The organism is Saccharopolyspora sp. NPDC002578, from assembly GCF_053592695.1.
Genome location: NZ_JBSFWJ010000073.1, coordinates 16,633 through 32,034, shown reverse-complemented (window position 1 = coordinate 32,034; position 15,402 = coordinate 16,633). Strand labels below are relative to the sequence as shown.

The following is a 15,402-nucleotide window of genomic DNA, read 5'->3' as shown; positions in this document are numbered from 1 at the left end:
GTCCGGTGGCGGAACCTCAGTTGGCCTGTCGCTGCGGGATCTTTTTCCCAAGTGGCTCCGCCACGAGGGAAAAAGCCGTCCTCGCGACAGGCCAACTGAGAACCCGCTGGTGGTCGGCTTTTCGACGTGGGCTATGCGCTGTCGCGCATACAAGCACGGCTACGCCGCAAGGCAGGCTTCGCTTGCGCCGCCGAGTGCTTGCGGTGACGCCCAGGCTCAAAGTTTGCGGAGGCGGACGCGGTTGATCGTGTGGTCGGAGTCCTTGCGCAGGACGAGGGTGGCGCGGGGGCGGGTCGGGAGGATGTTGTCCACCAGGTTGGGCCGGTTGATGGTGTGCCACAGGTGGCTCGCCTCGGTGCGGGCGTCCTCGTCGGAGAGGTCGGCGAAGTGGTGGAAGTGCGAATCGGGATCGGCGAAGGCGGTGCCGCGCAGCGCGAGGAACCGATCGGTGTACCAGCGCTCGATGTGGTCGGTGTGGGCGTCGACGTAGATCGAGAAGTCGAACAGGTCGGACACGGCGAGGCTCGGTCCGGGCTGGAGCACGTTGAGGCCCTCGACGATGAGGATGTCGGGCTGCCGCACCACCTGCTCCTCACCGGGCAGGATGTCGTAGGCCAGGTGCGAGTACACGGGAGCGCTCACGGCTTCGGCGCCGGACTTGACCGCGGTGACGAACCGCAGCAGCGCCCGCCGGTCGTAGCTCTCGGGGAAGCCCTTGCGGTGCATGATGCCGCGCCGCACCAGTTCGGCCTTGGAGTGCAGGAACCCGTCGGTGGTGACCAGGTCGACCTGCGGGTGGTCCGGCCAGCGGGCCAGCAGCGTGCGCAGGATGCGCGCGGTGGTCGACTTGCCGACCGCGACGCTGCCGGCGAGGCCGATCACGAACGGCACCTTCGGCGCCGTCTCCCCGAGGAACGTGGTGGTGCTGTCGTGCAGCCGCTGCCGCGCCGCCACCTGGAGGTTGATCAGCCGGGACAGCGGCAGGTAGACGTCGGCGACCTCGTCGAGGTCGACGGGTTCGCCGAGCCCGCGCAGCGCCGCGAGCTCGGAGTGCGACAGGGGCAGCGGGAGCGAGTCGCTGAGCTCCCGCCACTGCTTGCGGTGCAATTCGACGTACGGGCTCAGTTCGCGGACACGCGTCACAGCGCACACCCCTCGACGTTGAGGACCGGCCCGGCCGAAGCGCTCTCAGCCGGTCCGCACCGGTGCCGCCCGACCCGGCGGCACCGGCAACCCTAGATCTCGGGTACCCGCGCACGCTGTGACGCAGTGCACCGTCACCGGCACTGATCAGGTGATCGTCGACTCATGACGCGTCGTCGGACCGCTGGTTCATCCGGGAGTGGCGGTAGCCGTACGCCGCGTACACGATCAGGCCGATCACGAACCAGACGCCGAACCGCAGCCAGGTCTCCGGCGCCAGGAAGGTCACCAGCCACAGCGAGAACACGATGCCGACCAGCGGCACGATCGGCATGCCCGGCGTGCGGAAGCCGCGCGGCAGGTCGGGGCGCTTGTAGCGCAGCACGATCACCGCGGCGCACACCACGACGAACGCCAGCAGGATGCCGATGTTGGTCAGCTCGGCGGCCTCCTCGATGGGCAGCAGCCCGGCGAACACGGCGGAGACGATGCCGATCAGCCAGGTGAACCGGGACGGCACCTTGCGGACCGGGTGGGTCCGGGAGAACCACTTCGGCAGCAGTCCGTCGCGGGACATGGCGAAGCCGACGCGGGTGGCGCCGAGCATGAAGGTGAACAGCACGGTGAGGATGCCCAGGATCGCGCCCACGGCGATGATCGCGCCCACCACGGGCAGGCCGACGTCGGCGAAGGCGGTGGCGAACGCGCTCTCCTCGCTGATCTGCTGGTACGGGATCATGCCGGTGAGCACCAGGCAGGCCAGCACGTACAGCACCATCGAGATGATCAGCGAGTACAGGATCGCCTTGGGCATGTGCTTCTGCGAGTCCTTGGACTCCTCGGCGGCCGTGCTCATCGCGTCGTAGCCGAACACCGCGAAGAACACGGTCGCCGCGCCCGTCACGGCGCCGCCGATGCCGAACGGGAAGAACGGCGTGTAGTTGCCCGCGTTGATGTGGAACGCGCCGACGATCACCACGAGCAGCACGACGCCGACCTTGAGGTAGACCAGTGCCGTCTCGAACTTGGCCGCGCTCTTCATGCCCTGGTTGAGCACGAACGCGATCAGCAGGCACAGCAGCATCGCGAAGAGGTTGACCTTGTAACTGCCGGGCGGAGCGTCGCCGCCTTCGGTGCCGGGTGCGCCGACCATCCACAGCGGAAGGTCGATGTGCAGGAATCCGAGCAGTTCGTTGAAGTAGCCGGAGATGCCGATCGCGACGACGGACGCGATGGCGGTGTACTCCAGCAGCAGGTCCCAGCCGATCAACCAGCCGACGACCTCGCCGAGCACCGCGTAGCCGTAGGTGTAGGCGGATCCGGCTTTCGGGATCATTCCGGCGAATTCGGCATAGGAGAACGCCGCCGCGGCACTGGCGATGCCGGCGATGAGGAATGAGATCAGCACCGCGGGACCGGCTTTGCCGTGCGCGACGGCGCCCGCCAGCGAGAAGACCCCCGCTCCGATGATGCCGCCGACGCCGATGGCGGTGAGCTGCCACAGGCCCAGCGTGCGTTGCAGCCCGGTGCCCGATTCGCCGTCGTCGGCGGTGATCGAGTCGATGGGCTTGCGCCGCAGCATTCCTCTTCCAGGGCTGAGCCCAGGTACTGCCATCGCATCCTCCTAGAGGGTCCGTAGGTTGCGGCGAAACGTACGCTCTTGATCAACCCCGCAGGTTTGTGGGGCACGACGACGTTTCCGGTCGTCCTTTGTCGACCCGCACGATGATCGATCGAGATCACGGTTCGGGATGTGGCTCGAACCTTCCGCAGTCCTCGCCCGAATTGCGTGACGATTCGGCCGGACGGTCGTTAGTGTTCACGTCCGCGCGGATGCGTGCGTCACGCAACGGAGGGTGATCTGCAGATGTCGAGCTACCGCAGTGTCGTTGTCGGAACCGACGGGTCGCCCCCTTCGCTGCGGGCCGTGTCGAAGGCGGCGGCGGTCGCGGCGGACACGTCGGCCAAACTGGTCATCGTGTGCGCCTACTACCCGAGCAGCGACCGGGAAGTCGAGCACGCCCAGGACGAACTGGGCGGCGAGGCCTTCCAGGTGATCGGCTCGGCGCCCGCGGAGCAGACGCTGCTGGAAGCGGCCGACCACGCCCGGCAGTCCGGTGCGCCCGAGGTGGAGACCGTGGCGCTGGTGGGTGCTCCGGTGACGTCGCTGGTCGAGGCGGCCGAGAAGGCCGACGCCGATCTGCTGGTCGTGGGTAGCAGGGGCCTGAACACGCTCAAAGGCCGATTGCTCGGGTCGGTGCCTTCCGAGGTCTCCCGCCGGGCGGATTGCGATGTGCTCGTTGTCCGGACCTCACGATGAGGACGGGCCTCGTGGCGGAGCGGAGTCCCCGCTCGGCCCCGAGGTCGAGAAGGCGCTGCTGGGCAGCGAGTTCCGCTACACCAAGGCGGAGGTGGCGGCGCGGGCGGACGTGGACCTCGTGCGCCTGGAGCGGCTGTGGCAGGCGATGGGCTTCGCTCACGTCGAGGACGACGAAGTGCTGTTCACCGACGCGGACGTGCAGGCCGTGCGGACGCTCGTGCAGCTGGTCTCCGCCGGCGTGATCACCGAGGAGGTGGAGACCGCGGTCGCGCGCACCCTCGCGCAGACGATGTCGCGGCTCGCCGAGTGGCAGGTCGGGATCTTCCGTTCGGTGCTCGGCGACCGGTTCGCCCAGGACCTCGACGTCACCGCGCAGTTCGCCGGGGCGATCGCGCCGGTGATGGAGGACCTGCAGGGTTACGTGTGGCGCCGCCACCTCGCGGCGACCGCGGCTCGTGAGCTCACCGAGCGCGACGGTGCCGCCGACGAGCGCGTGCAGGTGATCGGCTTCGCCGACCTGGTGGGCTACACGCGCTTGATCCGCGACTTCAGCGAGGTCGAGCTGGCCGGGCTGATCGACGAGTTCGAGGAGTCGGCGACGAGCGTCGTCGCGGAGAACCGCGGCCGCATCGTGAAGACGGTCGGCGACGAGGTCCTGTTCGTGACCGACACGGCGGCCGACGCGGCGGAGATCGCGTTGACGCTCAACGAGCGGATCACCGGCGCGGGCAAGTTGCCGCCGCTGCGGATCGGCTTGGCGCAGGGGCCGGTGCTGGCGAGGTTCGGCGACGTGTACGGCTCGACGGTGAACATCGCCAGCAGGCTCACCTCGGTGGCCCGGCCCGCGTCGGCCTTGGTGGACCGGGAGCTCGCCACTTCGCTGCGCTCACACCCCGCTTACTACCTGACCTCGATCGGGCCTACGAAGGTGCAGAGTTTCCGCAATTTGCGGGCCTACGCGCTGCGTCGCGCTCGCTGAGCGAAGTCTTGCCCGAATCGACTGGTCTGTTCGAGTGATCCCGGGTGGGTTCGGTTGCCGACGTTCTCGCGGCACCTCTAGCTTCGGGTTCGGCGAGGTCGACGATCTCGCCGAACCCGTAGGGGAAACGGGGTCACCGGCACTGGCGGACTTCTGGGGAGGAAACGTCCGCTCCGCTCGACGGCGCTTCTGCTGATCGCACCGGCTGTTCCGGCCGGTTCTCGTGATCGGTTCCGTCGAATCGTGCGCGAATGTCCTGGGTTTGTCGTACCCGGAGCCGGTGGCGCATTCACGCAATGGGGGTTCGACGAATGGCATCACACGGTCAGCGGGGACGCGGTCAATACGTGGCACCCGGGAACGAATCGGCGGGCGGGCGTTTCGGACGGCTGTTCCCGACGGTTCCGCCGCGAGAACCCACCGGATTGCCGATGGCCGAGGAATTCGGCCTGCCCGGTGGGAAGGTCGACGGTGGTGAGACCCTCGACGAGCAGCAGAGCACCGTGCTCGACTCGGGTTTCACCTATTTCGGCCAATTCGTGGATCACAACGTCACCTTCGACCCGACGAGCATGCTCGGGCAGGAGGTCGATCCGAACGCGCTGCGCAGTTTCCGGCCGCCAAGGCTGGACCTGGACCACCTCTACGGCGGCGGTCCGGTGGTCAACGAATACCTCTACGATCCCGAATCCAGCGGTACGAAGCTCGCCTTGGATCCCGGTGGTCACGATTTCGCCAGGACCAAGGAGAACATCGCGCTGATCGGTGATCCGCGCAACGACGAGAACCTGCTCTTGGCGCAGTTGCACTTGGCGTTCATCAAATTCCACAACCGGGTCGTGGACGATCTGCGTTCCGGGCAGATCACCGACGTGTTCGGCACCGGTTTTCCGGCCCAGCCGGCGCCGCCGCCGGACGACGTGGCGGGCGCGCGGCTGGAGGACCTGCTCGACCTGGGCGACTACTACGGCGATCTGCTGCGCAAGGCCCAGCAGATCACCCGCTGGCACTACCAGTGGATCCTGCACCACGAGTTCCTGCCGCTGGTGGTGGGCGAGCAGCTGATCGAGGACATCGACGAGAACGGCCTGCGCTTCTACGACGTGGAGCGCCCGTTCATCCCCGTGGAGTTCGCGGTCGCGGCCTACCGGTTCGGCCATTCCACGATCCGCTCGCGGTACCGGGTCAACGAGCACTTCGTCGCGGACCTGTTCCCGCTGGACCCGGAGGCGGCGGAGGAGCCGCGCACGGACCTGCGCGGCGGTCCGGTGCGCTCGGAGCACGCCGTGGACTGGCGGTACTTCTTCCAGCTGGACCCGGAGATCAAGGCGGCGCGGGCGAAGCGCCTGGAGGCGAAGCTCAACCGCAGGCTGCTGGACCTGCCGGTGAAGGCTGTGCCGGGCGCCGTGGCGGGGGCGCTGCCCTCGCAGCTCGGTTCGCTGGTGGTGCGCAACCTGCTGCGCAGCGAGACCCAGCAGCTGCCGTCGGGCCAGGACGTGGCGCGCAAGATCGGCGAGATCCCGCTGACCGACGAGGAGCTGGACAGCGAAGGGCCGATCTACCTCTGGTACTACGTGCTCAAGGAGGCAGAGGTCCTGCACGCGGGCAGGCAGCTGGGTCCGGTCGGCGGCCGGATCGTCGCCGAGACGCTGATCGGGATGCTGCAGTCCGACCCGGCGTCCTACCTGTCGGTGTTCCCGCGGTGGGAGCCGACGGTCGGCGGGGTCGGCCAGGAGTTCGGCATCGCCGACTTCCTGACGTACGCGGGTGTCGTCCCGAAGCGGTGATGACCGGCGGTTCGTGGGCGGGCGTTCGGGGGCCCGCCCACGGCCCCGCCCGCGTCGACGCGGCGTAGCCGGGCGCTCACGGGCTGGGCCGTTCGGGCGGCTCCGGCGGCCGCTGTGATCAATATCGCTCGAACGGAGCAATCGGGCTGGTCCGCGCCTCGCGCAAGCCCTCGGCGAGGGCGTTCCGGCCGGTGATCGCCGGGTCGGATGACCTGCGAAATCAGTTGCGTGACGCAACTTGTTGGCGCTTTTCGGGGTGGCGGTGAGCCGCTCGGATTTTGGGTGTTTTGACCGGCCGTTCGGGCGGTCGCAGCGCCACGAGCTCCGGGAAGTGGGATGCCGCGACCCCGTCGGCGCCATATGGTCGGACGCATGGGAGTCGATCCGGGAATCTCGGGAGCAGCGCCAGCCGACCACTCCGACGAGGTCGCCGCCCTGGTCGACGAATACGCGAAAATCCCGCCCGGACAGCAGGTGCGGCTGGCCAAACCCACCTCCAACCTGTTCCGGTTCCGCGACTCCGCCACCACCGGCCTCGACGTCGGCAGGCTCAACCGGGTGCTCTCGGTGGACCCCGAGACCCGCACCGCGCAGGTGCAGGGCATGGCCACCTACGAGACCGTCGTCGACGCGCACCTGCCCACCGGGCACATGCCGCTGGTCATCCCGCAGCTCAAGACGATCACCCTCGGCGGCGCCGTCGCCGGACTGGGCATCGAGGCCGCATCGTTTCGCAGCGGCCTGCCGCACGAGTCGGTGCGCGAGATGGAGATCCTCACCGGCTCCGGCGAGGTCGTGCTCGCCCGGCCGGACAACGAGCACGCCGACCTCTTCCGCGGCTTCCCGAACTCCTACGGCACGCTCGGCTACGCGCTGCGCCTCGAAGTCGAGGTCGAACGCACCGAACCCTTCGTGCGGCTGCGCCACATCCGGTTCTCCACCGCCGAGGAGTGCGCGGCGGCCATCGAGCAGATCTGCCGGGACCGCGCCTTCGAAGGCCACCGGGTGGACTTCGTCGACGGCACCGTGTTCGCCGCCGACGAGCAGTACCTCACCGTCGGCACCTACGTCGCCGAGGCGCCCGCGACCAGCGACTACACCGGCCAGCGGATCTACTACCGCTCGCTGCGCGAGCACCAGACCGATCACCTGCGCACCCACGACTACCTGTGGCGCTGGGACACCGACTGGTTCTGGTGCTCCCGCGCGTTCGGCGTCCAGCACCCCGCGGTCCGCAAGGTGTGGCCGCGCAGGTACCGGCGTTCCGACGTGTACCGCCGCATCGTGGCCTGGGACCGCAAGGCCGGGCTCTCCGACCGCCTCGCCCGGCGCCGGGGAGCGGCCGGCAGCGAACCGGTGATCCAGGACGTGGAGATCCCGGTGCGGCGGCTGCCGGAATTCCTGGAGTTCTTCCACCGCGAGATCGGCATCGAACCGATCTGGCTGTGCCCGGTGCGGCTGCGCGACCCGCAGGGCTGGTCGCTGTACCCGATGGACCCGGACACGCTCTACGTCAACGTGGGCTTCTGGTCCGCGGTCGACACCCGCCCCGGAGACGCGCCGGGCAAGTACAACCGCGCCATCGAAGACGTCGTCGGCGAACTGGACGGGCACAAGTCGCTGTACTCCGACTCGTTCTACGAGCCCGAGGAGTTCTGGCGGCTCTACAACCGCCCCGCCTACGACGAGCTGAAACAGCGATACGACCCCGACGACCGGCTTCCCGGTCTGTACGAGAAGTGCGTCGGCGAGCGGTAGGGGCCGGTAGGGAGGAGAACCGAACATGGGTTGGGCAGAGGTGTTCCCGCGCATCCTGGGGGACGGGCTCGACGTGGAGTTCCGCGCCTACGACGGCAGCCGCGCGGGACGGGCCGGAGCGGACATCGGGGTGGAGCTGCGATCTCCGCTGGCGCTGTCGCACCTGGCGGCCTCCCCGGACGAGCTGGGCCTGGTCCGGGCCTACGTCACCGGGGCGCTGGAAGTGCACGGCGACATGCACGAGGCGTTGTCCCGCTTCCCGGCCATCGCGATCAGCGAGGTGCCGGCCCGAACGAAGCTCGACCTGATCGCCCGGCTCGGCGCGCAACGGCTGTGGTGGCCGGTGGGCCCGCCGCCGGAGGAGTACCGGCCGCGCGGCGGCCTGCGCCATTCGAAGCTGCGCGACAGCAAGTCCGTCTCGTACCACTACGACGTGTCGAACCGGTTCTACGAGTGGGTGCTGGGCCCGTCGATGGCCTACACCTGCGCCGTGTACCCGGAAGCGGGCTCCAGCCTGGAGGAGGCGCAGTACACCAAGCACGACCTGGTGGCGCGCAAGCTCGGCCTCGGCGAGGGCATGCGGCTGCTCGACGTCGGCTGCGGCTGGGGCGGCATGGTGATGCACGCCGCGGAGCACTACGGAGTGCGCGCGCTGGGCGTGACCTTGTCGCTGCAGCAGGCGCAGTGGGCGCAGAAGGCCATCGTCGACCGCGGCCTCGCCGACCTCGCCGAGGTGCGGCACCTGGACTACCGGGACGTGCCCGAGTCGGACTTCGACGCGATCAGCTCCATCGGCATGACCGAGCACATCGGACTCGGGCAGCTACCCGCGTACTTCTCGTCGCTGCGCGAGAAGCTGCGTCCCGGCGGCCGGTTGCTCAACCACTCCATCACCCGACCCGACGGCACCCGCGGCTCCAAACCGGGCAAGTTCATCGGCCGCTACGTGTTCCCCGACGGCGAGCTGGAGGGACCGGGCACGCTGATGTCGGCGATGCACGACAACGGTTTCGAGGTCCGCCACACCGAGGACCTGCGCGAGCACTACGCCCTGACCCTCCGCGACTGGTGCGCGAACCTGGAGGAGCACTGGGACGAGGCGGTGGACGAGGTCGGCCCCGCGCGGGCGCGGATCTGGCGGTTGTACATGGCGGGTTCGCGGCTGGGCTTCGAGCTCAACAACATCCAGCTCCACCAGATGCTCGGAGTCCGGTTGGACGAAGGTCGTTCGGGAATGCCGCTGCGCCCTACCTGGTGAGGGGCTGGTTCGCCGGTGTTGGAAACACAGCGTGATGGGTTTCGCTACCCTCTAGCGTGAGTCTTTTCCGACGCGGGTGAACTGAATGCGGCCAGGGGCGGTGGTGAAGTGACCGGGAAGGGCCGGGCGCTGCTCATCGCCACGGACGGCTATTCGGACGACACCTTCCGGCAATTGCGGGCACCGCGCGCCGACGCCGAGGCGCTGGCCGCGGTGCTCGCCGACCCGGCCGTCGGCGGGTACGAGGTCCAAACCCTGCACAATCCGCCCGCGCACGAGGCGAGCCTGGCGATCGAGGACCTCTTCGCGGCGGCGTGGCTGGACGACCTGGTGCTGCTGTACATCTCCGGCCACGGCGTCCGGGACGACTTCGGCCAGCTGCACCTGGCGATGACGAACTCGCGCCACGACCGCCTCAACGCCACGGCGGTCAGCGCCCAATTCGTCCGCAACCAGATGGACAACACCAGATCCCGCCGAGTCGTGGTCGTCCTCGACTGCTGCTTCGCCGGGGCCTTCCCGCCCGGTACCGCGCATCGCGCGGGAGAGAGCGTCGGAGTCCTCTCGCAGTTGGGCGGACGCGGTAGTGCGGTGATGACGTCGTCGTCGGCGCTGGAGTACTCCTTCGAATCAGGTGGATTCGCCAGCTCGACGGTCGTGGGGACGGCCAGCCCGTCGGTGTTCACCGGAGCGCTGATCGAAGGACTGCGTTCCGGCGGCGCCGACCGCAACGGCGACGGCCTGATCGACGTGGACGAGCTCTACGACTACATCTACGAGCAGGTCCAAGCCGCGGGCAAACCCCAGACACCCGGACTGGACAGCCAGTTCCAGGGACGCTTGATCATCGCCGCGAGCTCGGTCGCGGCGGACCTCCCGCCGGAGTTCGCCCACGCCCTGCGAAGTCCGTTGCCTGCCGTGCGGCTGGCGATCGTGGATGAGTTGTCCGAGCGGTTGGCATCGGGCGGCGCCGGTTCGGCAGAAGCGGCCAGGATTGCGCTGGAGCGATTGGCCGAGGATGGCACCGATTCCATCGCGAATGCCGCCCGCGCAGCGTTGGAACGCACCGGTGACACCAGGCGGCCGGGCGAAGCAGCCGGTGCGCGCATCGGGGGCTTCCAGGCCGGTTTCGTTCCGGGTTTGTCTCCGACCGCGAACTTGCCACGATCGGCCGCCGTGGAACAGCCGAACTCGGCTGTTCGCAACTCGATCGGCTCCTACGGGTTCGTTGCGGAGCCCAGCGGCCGCGAAGATCCGGTTCGGTCCTCTGGCCTTCGGCGGAAGCTGTTCATCACTGCTGGGATCGTGGCCGGTGTCGCGGCCGTGGTCGCAGTGCTCTACCAAGCGGTAGAGTTCGCCGCATCACAGAACGCCGGTCATCCCTCCGGTGTGCCGCAGCAACGGCGGACCGAGGAAGTGCGAATACCACCGGGCTTCGTGCCGCTGCCAACGCGCCAGACACCCTCCGCTGACCCGGTCAAGTGCGACTACCGGCCGGATGGAAGTGAACGGCTTGCACCCGAGGGCGCTCCGGCCAGTGGTGACGTGCCCGCGAAGGGCATCGTGCGGGCCACCATCAACACCAACGTCGGTGCCATACCGGCGATCTTGGATCGGTCGTTGGCGCCGTGCACGGTGAACAGTTTCGTCCACTTGGCCGAACACGGCTTCTACGACAGCACCCGTTGCAGCGGTGGCAACGTTCCGTCCCTCGTTTGCGGTCCCGTCCAGGACGGGCTAGATCCGGGTTTTACCTGGACTGAGAAGGGCGAGTTCAATAAGAGCGCCCACCTGCGCGGGTATCTGACGATGAGCACCTCCGACCAGCCGGACTTCGGCATGGACTTTGAAGACCACCAAAGTCTCTTCGCCGCGACGATCTTCGGCGCGATCTCAGAGGAGGGGCTCGAGGTCATCGATGGGAAGCGGGGCGGAAGTGGTGACCCGGACAATGACAGCCTTGACAGCATAATGATCAACACCGTTGATGTGGAAGTCTGACCGGTGGGATTGTCCGGCTTGGCCGGCGATAGCGGGACTGCTGGGACCAGGCGAAGACAGGGTCAAAGCGGTGCGCACATGTCGAAGACGAGGATGAGATCCGGGCTCAGCCGGGAAGATCCGCTGTGGACATCGCCGGGATCAGTTCGCCCGCTGACTCACGTACCCACCACGCTCCGCGCAGGTGTTCCTGCCGGTTCGCGAAGTGGTAGCGGTACAGCCGAACACGGACGAGTGCCGGTGGTTCGGCGGGGAAGGGGTCGTGGCGTAGCAGTCGGCGGATCTGGTGGTCGCCGTGCAGCAACGCTCGCAGGAGGGTGGGGAGCCAGGATCGGCCGTAGTTCGGGGAGATGGCGACGAACCACAGCAGCCAGCCGAGCCGGTGGTGGTACGGCGCTACCTGCGGTGGTCTGCGGTTCGGATCTCCTGGTTTGCCGGGGAATTCGTACTCGCGCCAGCCGGATTCGCCGCTGCGGTCGGATGTTCCTTCGATGACCACTTCGTAGCGGGTGCGGGTGACCGTGCCGAACGCGCCGTAGGTGTTGCCGAGGTGCAGGGCGTTGAAGCTGCGGTTCATCACCTGGTTCCGGCCGATCATGTTGCGCACCGGATGGTGGGCGAGCGCCAGCATTCCCGCCGCCACCACCAGGACCAGGATCTGGTGCCACAGCGGCGAATCCCGCGTCTCCGGGATGGGGAAGCGCAGCAGCCGGTCGTCCATCGCGGCGAAGGCCAGCGCGATCGTGATCAGGTTCAGCCACGCGAAGTTGCCGCTGAGCAGCAGCCAGCACTGGGTGAGCACGATGAGCACCGCCGCCACGTTCGCGATCGGCTGCGGCGCGAACAGCGCGAACGGCACCACCAGTTGCGTGCCGTGGTTCGCGAGCACTTCGGCCTTGTGCAGCGGACCCGGCAGCCGGTGGAAGAAGCGGCTGAGCGGCCCCGGCATCGGCTGCGTCTCGTGGTGGTGGTGCAGCGCCGTCAGATCACGCCAGCAGGAGTCGCCGCGCAGCTTGATCAGCCCGGGGCCGAACTCCACGCGGAACAGCAGCCAGCACAGCAACCACAGCACCGGCGCCGGGGGAGTGGTGTGCGCGGGGCCCAGGAACACCACCAGGAAACCGGCCTCCAGCAGCAGCGACTCCCAACCGAAGCCGTACCAGATCTGCCCGATGTTGACGATCGACAGGTACAGCACCCACATCGCCAGCCACACCAGCGTCCACGCCCACAGCGGCAACGCGCTCACCACGCCGAGCAGCGCGGCGGAGCTCAGCAGCACGCCGGCCCACGCCACCGCGCCGAGCGCGCGGTCCGAGTAGTGCAGGTGGAACAGGCTCGGGCTGCGGCGGAAACCCACCGCCCGCAGGAACCGGGGCGCGGGGGTGAGCCCGTGCTCCCCGGCCAGCGGGCGGAACTGGCGCAGGGCGTTGACGAAGCCGAGCAGGTACACGGCGGCGACCAGGTGCGCGCAGACCGCGCGCGCCTGCCGGTACTCCGGCGCCCAGTACCAGGAGCCCACCAACGCCTCCTCCGCACTCCGGCCTCGTCCCGGAGTGTTCCCACCCGGCCACCGCACCACGCAACCCGTGCGGCTTCTCCGATGACTATCGCTTCGCCCGGTGTGCCTGGTCCCGTTCGCCCAGTGGCGTCCGCGGAGGCGACCGGTGGAATCGGGCGAACGAGCCGTTGGCCTCGGGGGCTGTTCGCGTTGGCCAGGTGCGAGCCGCGGTGCGGCGAGGCCGCCACCTAGGATTCGGTGCAGGGGAGGCGGAAAAGTGTTGGACGAAGTCGCGCGGCTGCTGGCGTGCCCGCACTGCGGTGGTGGGCTGGAACCGGCCGATCGCACCTTGCGCTGTCCCGCGAACCACGCGTTCGACCTGGCGAAGCAGGGCTACGTGAGCCTGCTGGGCGGACGCGGCGCCCCCGGGCCGGGCGACACCGCCGAGATGGTCGCCGCCCGCGCGGACTTCCTGACCGCCGGGCACTACGCCCCGATCGCCGACGCGCTCGCCGAGTACACCGCCGACGTGCACACCGGCGGTCCGCTGCTGGACCTCGGCGCGGGCACCGGGCACTACCTGGCGCACGTGCTGGACCGGGTGCCGGACGAGGTGGGCGTGGCACTCGACGTCTCCAAGTACGCCTCCCGCCGCGCGGCGAAGGCGCACCCGCGCGCGTCGGCGGTGCTCGCCGACGCCTGGCAGGCGTTGCCGGTGCGGGATGCGGCGATCGGCTCGGTGCTCAACGCGTTCGCCCCGCGCAACCCCGCCGAGACGCACCGCGTGCTGCGACCGGGCGGGCACCTGCTGGTGGTCACGCCGAACTCCGGTCACCTGGCCGAACTGGTGTCCGCGCTGGACCTGCTCAGCGTCGACGAGCGCAAACCCCAGCGCCTCGCCGACCAGCTCGCCGGTCACTTCGAGCCGGTGAGCTCGCACGTCCGCGAGTTCCCGCTGCACCTGGACGTCGCGGAGATCGCCGCGCTCGTCGGCATGGGCCCGAACGCCTGGCACACCGCCGAATCCCTCCCGGCCCGCATCGCCGAACTCCCCACCCCGTTTCCGGTCACGGCCTCGGTCACCGTCTCGGTCCACCGTCGCCGCTGACGGCCCGCGCGGCCCCTGAAACGCGAAACGGCCCGCCGGGAGCACCGGCGGGCCGCGTTCGGGAGCGAGAGTGCTCAGCCGTCCTTGCGGGAGATGTCGATCATCTCGTCGCGCTCGACGACCTTGATGCGCTCGCGGCCCTGGGCCTCGCCGAGGGCCTGCTCGTGCGCGTCGAGCAGGTTCCAGCCGTCCCAGGTCGTGTAGCGGACGCCGTTGTCCTCCAGCAGCCGCAGCACGCTGTCGCGGTCGGGCTCCTCGGCCGAGGGCATCGAGTCCAGGTCGGACAGCAGGTTGTTGATGGTCTCCAGCGCGTCGCCCTTGGTGTGGCCGATGAGGCCGACGGGGCCGCGCTTGATCCAGCCCGTCGTGTAGACGCCGCTGATGTGGTCGCCGTCGAGGTCGAGCACCCGGCCGCCCTCGTTCGGGACGGTGCCGGTGCCGTGGTCGAACGGCACGTCCGGCACGGGCGAGCTCAGGTAGCCGACGGCGCGGTACACGGCCTGCGCGGGAGTGGTCTCGAACTCGCCGGTGCCGCGCACGTTGCCGTCGCCGGTGAGCTCCATGACCTCGGTGCGCAGTCCTTCGACGCGGTCGGTGCCGAGGACCTCGACGGGGCCGCGCAGGAAGTGGAAGTGCAGCCGCCGCGGGGTGTCGTTCTTCGGGTCCCGCAGCGCCCAGTCCTGGAAGGTCTTGACGATGGTCTTGACCTGGTTGCTGCTGCGGATGGCCTCTTCGCTGGCCTCGTCGAGCTCGAAGCCCTCCGGGTGCACGATGAGCTCCACGCCCGGCTGGTGGTCGAGCTCGCGCAGCTCCAGCGGCGTGAACTTGGCCTGCGCGGGACCGCGGCGGGCGAACAGGTGCACGTCGGTGACCTGCGAGTTCTTCAGGCCCTGGTAGACGTTGTCCGGGATCTCGGTGCTCAGCAGGTCGTCGGCCTGCTTCGCGAGCACCCGTGCCACGTCGAGCGCGACGTTGCCCGCGCCGATCACGGCGACTTCCTTGGCGTCCAGCGTCCAGTCGCGGGTCGCCTCGGGGTAGCCGTCGTACCAGTAGACGAAGTCCGCGGCACCGTGGCTGTGCGCGAGGTCGATGCCGGGGATGTCCAGCGCCCGGTCCTTGTCGGCGCCGGTGGAGAAGATCACCGCGTCGTAGTGGTGCTGGAGCTGGTCGAGCTTGATGTCCTCGCCGTAGTTGACGCCACCGAGGAACCGGATCTCCGGCTTCTCCATGATCCGCCGCAACGCGTTGACGATGCCCTTGATCCGAGGGTGGTCGGGTGCGACCCCGTAGCGGATGAGCCCGTACGGAGCGGGCATCCGGTCGAGCAGGTCGATGTCCACTGGGGTCTCGGATTTCGTCAGGATGTCCGCGGCGTACACGCCGGCGGGGCCGGCCCCGACGATCGCCACTCGCAGTGGGCGGGTCATGCGTGTCCTCCTGCTCGACTTCACGGGTGGCACCGGGGGATCGGCCCCCGGGCCCGGTTGGGCGCGCCGCGGCGGGTTCCGGGGCGTCCCGAGACGGGCCCGGCGCGCGCGGTGCGATCC

General features: G+C 69.0%; 11 protein-coding genes. 7 read left to right on the top strand and 4 right to left on the bottom strand.

Annotation, left to right across the window (positions count from 1 at the left end; genetic code table 11):
* Nucleotides 1-216: 216 nt before the first annotated feature.
* On the bottom strand, nucleotides 217-1,143 hold the full coding sequence (gene coaA, locus ACWD38_RS25495; RefSeq protein WP_266089985.1) for a type I pantothenate kinase: 927 nt from the start codon (nucleotides 1,141-1,143) through the stop codon (nucleotides 217-219).
* A gap of 163 nt (nucleotides 1,144-1,306) precedes the next feature.
* Nucleotides 1,307-2,758, bottom strand: coding sequence for an amino acid permease (locus ACWD38_RS25490; protein WP_184478077.1), 1,452 nt, complete (start codon nucleotides 2,756-2,758; stop codon nucleotides 1,307-1,309).
* A gap of 252 nt (nucleotides 2,759-3,010) precedes the next feature.
* On the opposite strand from ACWD38_RS25490, the gene ACWD38_RS25485 reads away from it, so the two are divergent.
* The 6 genes from ACWD38_RS25485 to ACWD38_RS25460 all read left to right on the top strand — a co-directional run bounded on the left by ACWD38_RS25485 (nucleotide 3,011) and on the right by ACWD38_RS25460 (nucleotide 11,246).
* On the top strand, nucleotides 3,011-3,463 hold the full coding sequence (locus ACWD38_RS25485; protein ID WP_184478078.1) for a universal stress protein: 453 nt from the start codon (nucleotides 3,011-3,013) through the stop codon (nucleotides 3,461-3,463).
* A complete protein-coding gene (locus ACWD38_RS25480; RefSeq protein WP_246456708.1) occupies nucleotides 3,444-4,442 on the top strand; it encodes an adenylate/guanylate cyclase domain-containing protein in 999 nt (332 codons plus the stop codon). Before ACWD38_RS25485 ends, ACWD38_RS25480 begins: the two co-directional genes overlap by 20 nt.
* Before the next feature lie 431 nt (nucleotides 4,443-4,873).
* Entirely contained in the window at nucleotides 4,874-6,229 is a 1,356-nt protein-coding gene (locus ACWD38_RS25475; protein WP_450125073.1) for a peroxidase family protein, read from the top strand.
* Between the two features lie 372 nt (nucleotides 6,230-6,601).
* Nucleotides 6,602-7,987: an FAD-binding oxidoreductase gene (locus ACWD38_RS25470; protein WP_184478081.1), complete on the top strand. Its 1,386-nt coding sequence runs from the start codon at nucleotides 6,602-6,604 to the stop codon at nucleotides 7,985-7,987.
* A 25-nt stretch (nucleotides 7,988-8,012) separates the two neighbouring features.
* The gene (locus tag ACWD38_RS25465) at nucleotides 8,013-9,245 is read left to right on the top strand and encodes a class I SAM-dependent methyltransferase (RefSeq protein WP_450125072.1); all 1,233 of its coding nucleotides are present in this window, start codon (nucleotides 8,013-8,015) and stop codon (nucleotides 9,243-9,245) included.
* Between the two features lie 108 nt (nucleotides 9,246-9,353).
* The gene (locus ACWD38_RS25460; protein WP_450125071.1) at nucleotides 9,354-11,246 is read left to right on the top strand and encodes a caspase, EACC1-associated type; all 1,893 of its coding nucleotides are present in this window, start codon (nucleotides 9,354-9,356) and stop codon (nucleotides 11,244-11,246) included.
* A gap of 106 nt (nucleotides 11,247-11,352) precedes the next feature.
* On the opposite strand, the gene ACWD38_RS25455 is transcribed toward ACWD38_RS25460, so the two are convergent.
* Nucleotides 11,353-12,771, bottom strand: coding sequence for a lipase maturation factor family protein (locus ACWD38_RS25455; protein ID WP_450125070.1), 1,419 nt, complete (start codon nucleotides 12,769-12,771; stop codon nucleotides 11,353-11,355).
* Between the two features lie 253 nt (nucleotides 12,772-13,024).
* Here ACWD38_RS25455 and ACWD38_RS25450 point away from each other — a divergent pair, with 253 nt between their 5' ends.
* Nucleotides 13,025-13,855: a putative RNA methyltransferase gene (locus ACWD38_RS25450; protein ID WP_450125069.1), complete on the top strand. Its 831-nt coding sequence runs from the start codon at nucleotides 13,025-13,027 to the stop codon at nucleotides 13,853-13,855.
* 74 nt (nucleotides 13,856-13,929) lie between these two features.
* Here ACWD38_RS25450 and ACWD38_RS25445 read toward each other — a convergent pair whose 3' ends face one another.
* Entirely contained in the window at nucleotides 13,930-15,282 is a 1,353-nt protein-coding gene (locus ACWD38_RS25445; RefSeq protein WP_184478087.1) for an FAD-dependent oxidoreductase, read from the bottom strand.
* Nucleotides 15,283-15,402: the final 120 nt, after the last annotated feature.

Bases quoted from the DNA above. Each gene is read 5' to 3' on its own strand.
- ACWD38_RS25475 (WP_450125073.1), top strand. From the start codon at position 4,874: ATGGCCGAGGAATTCGGCCTGCCCGGTGGGAAGGTCGACGGTGGTGAG.
- ACWD38_RS25445 (WP_184478087.1), bottom strand. From the start codon at position 15,282: ATGACCCGCCCACTGCGAGTGGCGATCGTCGGGGCCGGCCCCGCCGGC.
- ACWD38_RS25490 (WP_184478077.1), bottom strand. From the start codon at position 2,758: ATGGCAGTACCTGGGCTCAGCCCTGGAAGAGGAATGCTGCGGCGCAAG.
- ACWD38_RS25485 (WP_184478078.1), top strand. From the start codon at position 3,011: ATGTCGAGCTACCGCAGTGTCGTTGTCGGAACCGACGGGTCGCCCCCT.
- ACWD38_RS25465 (WP_450125072.1), top strand. From the start codon at position 8,013: ATGGGTTGGGCAGAGGTGTTCCCGCGCATCCTGGGGGACGGGCTCGAC.
- ACWD38_RS25470 (WP_184478081.1), top strand. From the start codon at position 6,602: ATGGGAGTCGATCCGGGAATCTCGGGAGCAGCGCCAGCCGACCACTCC.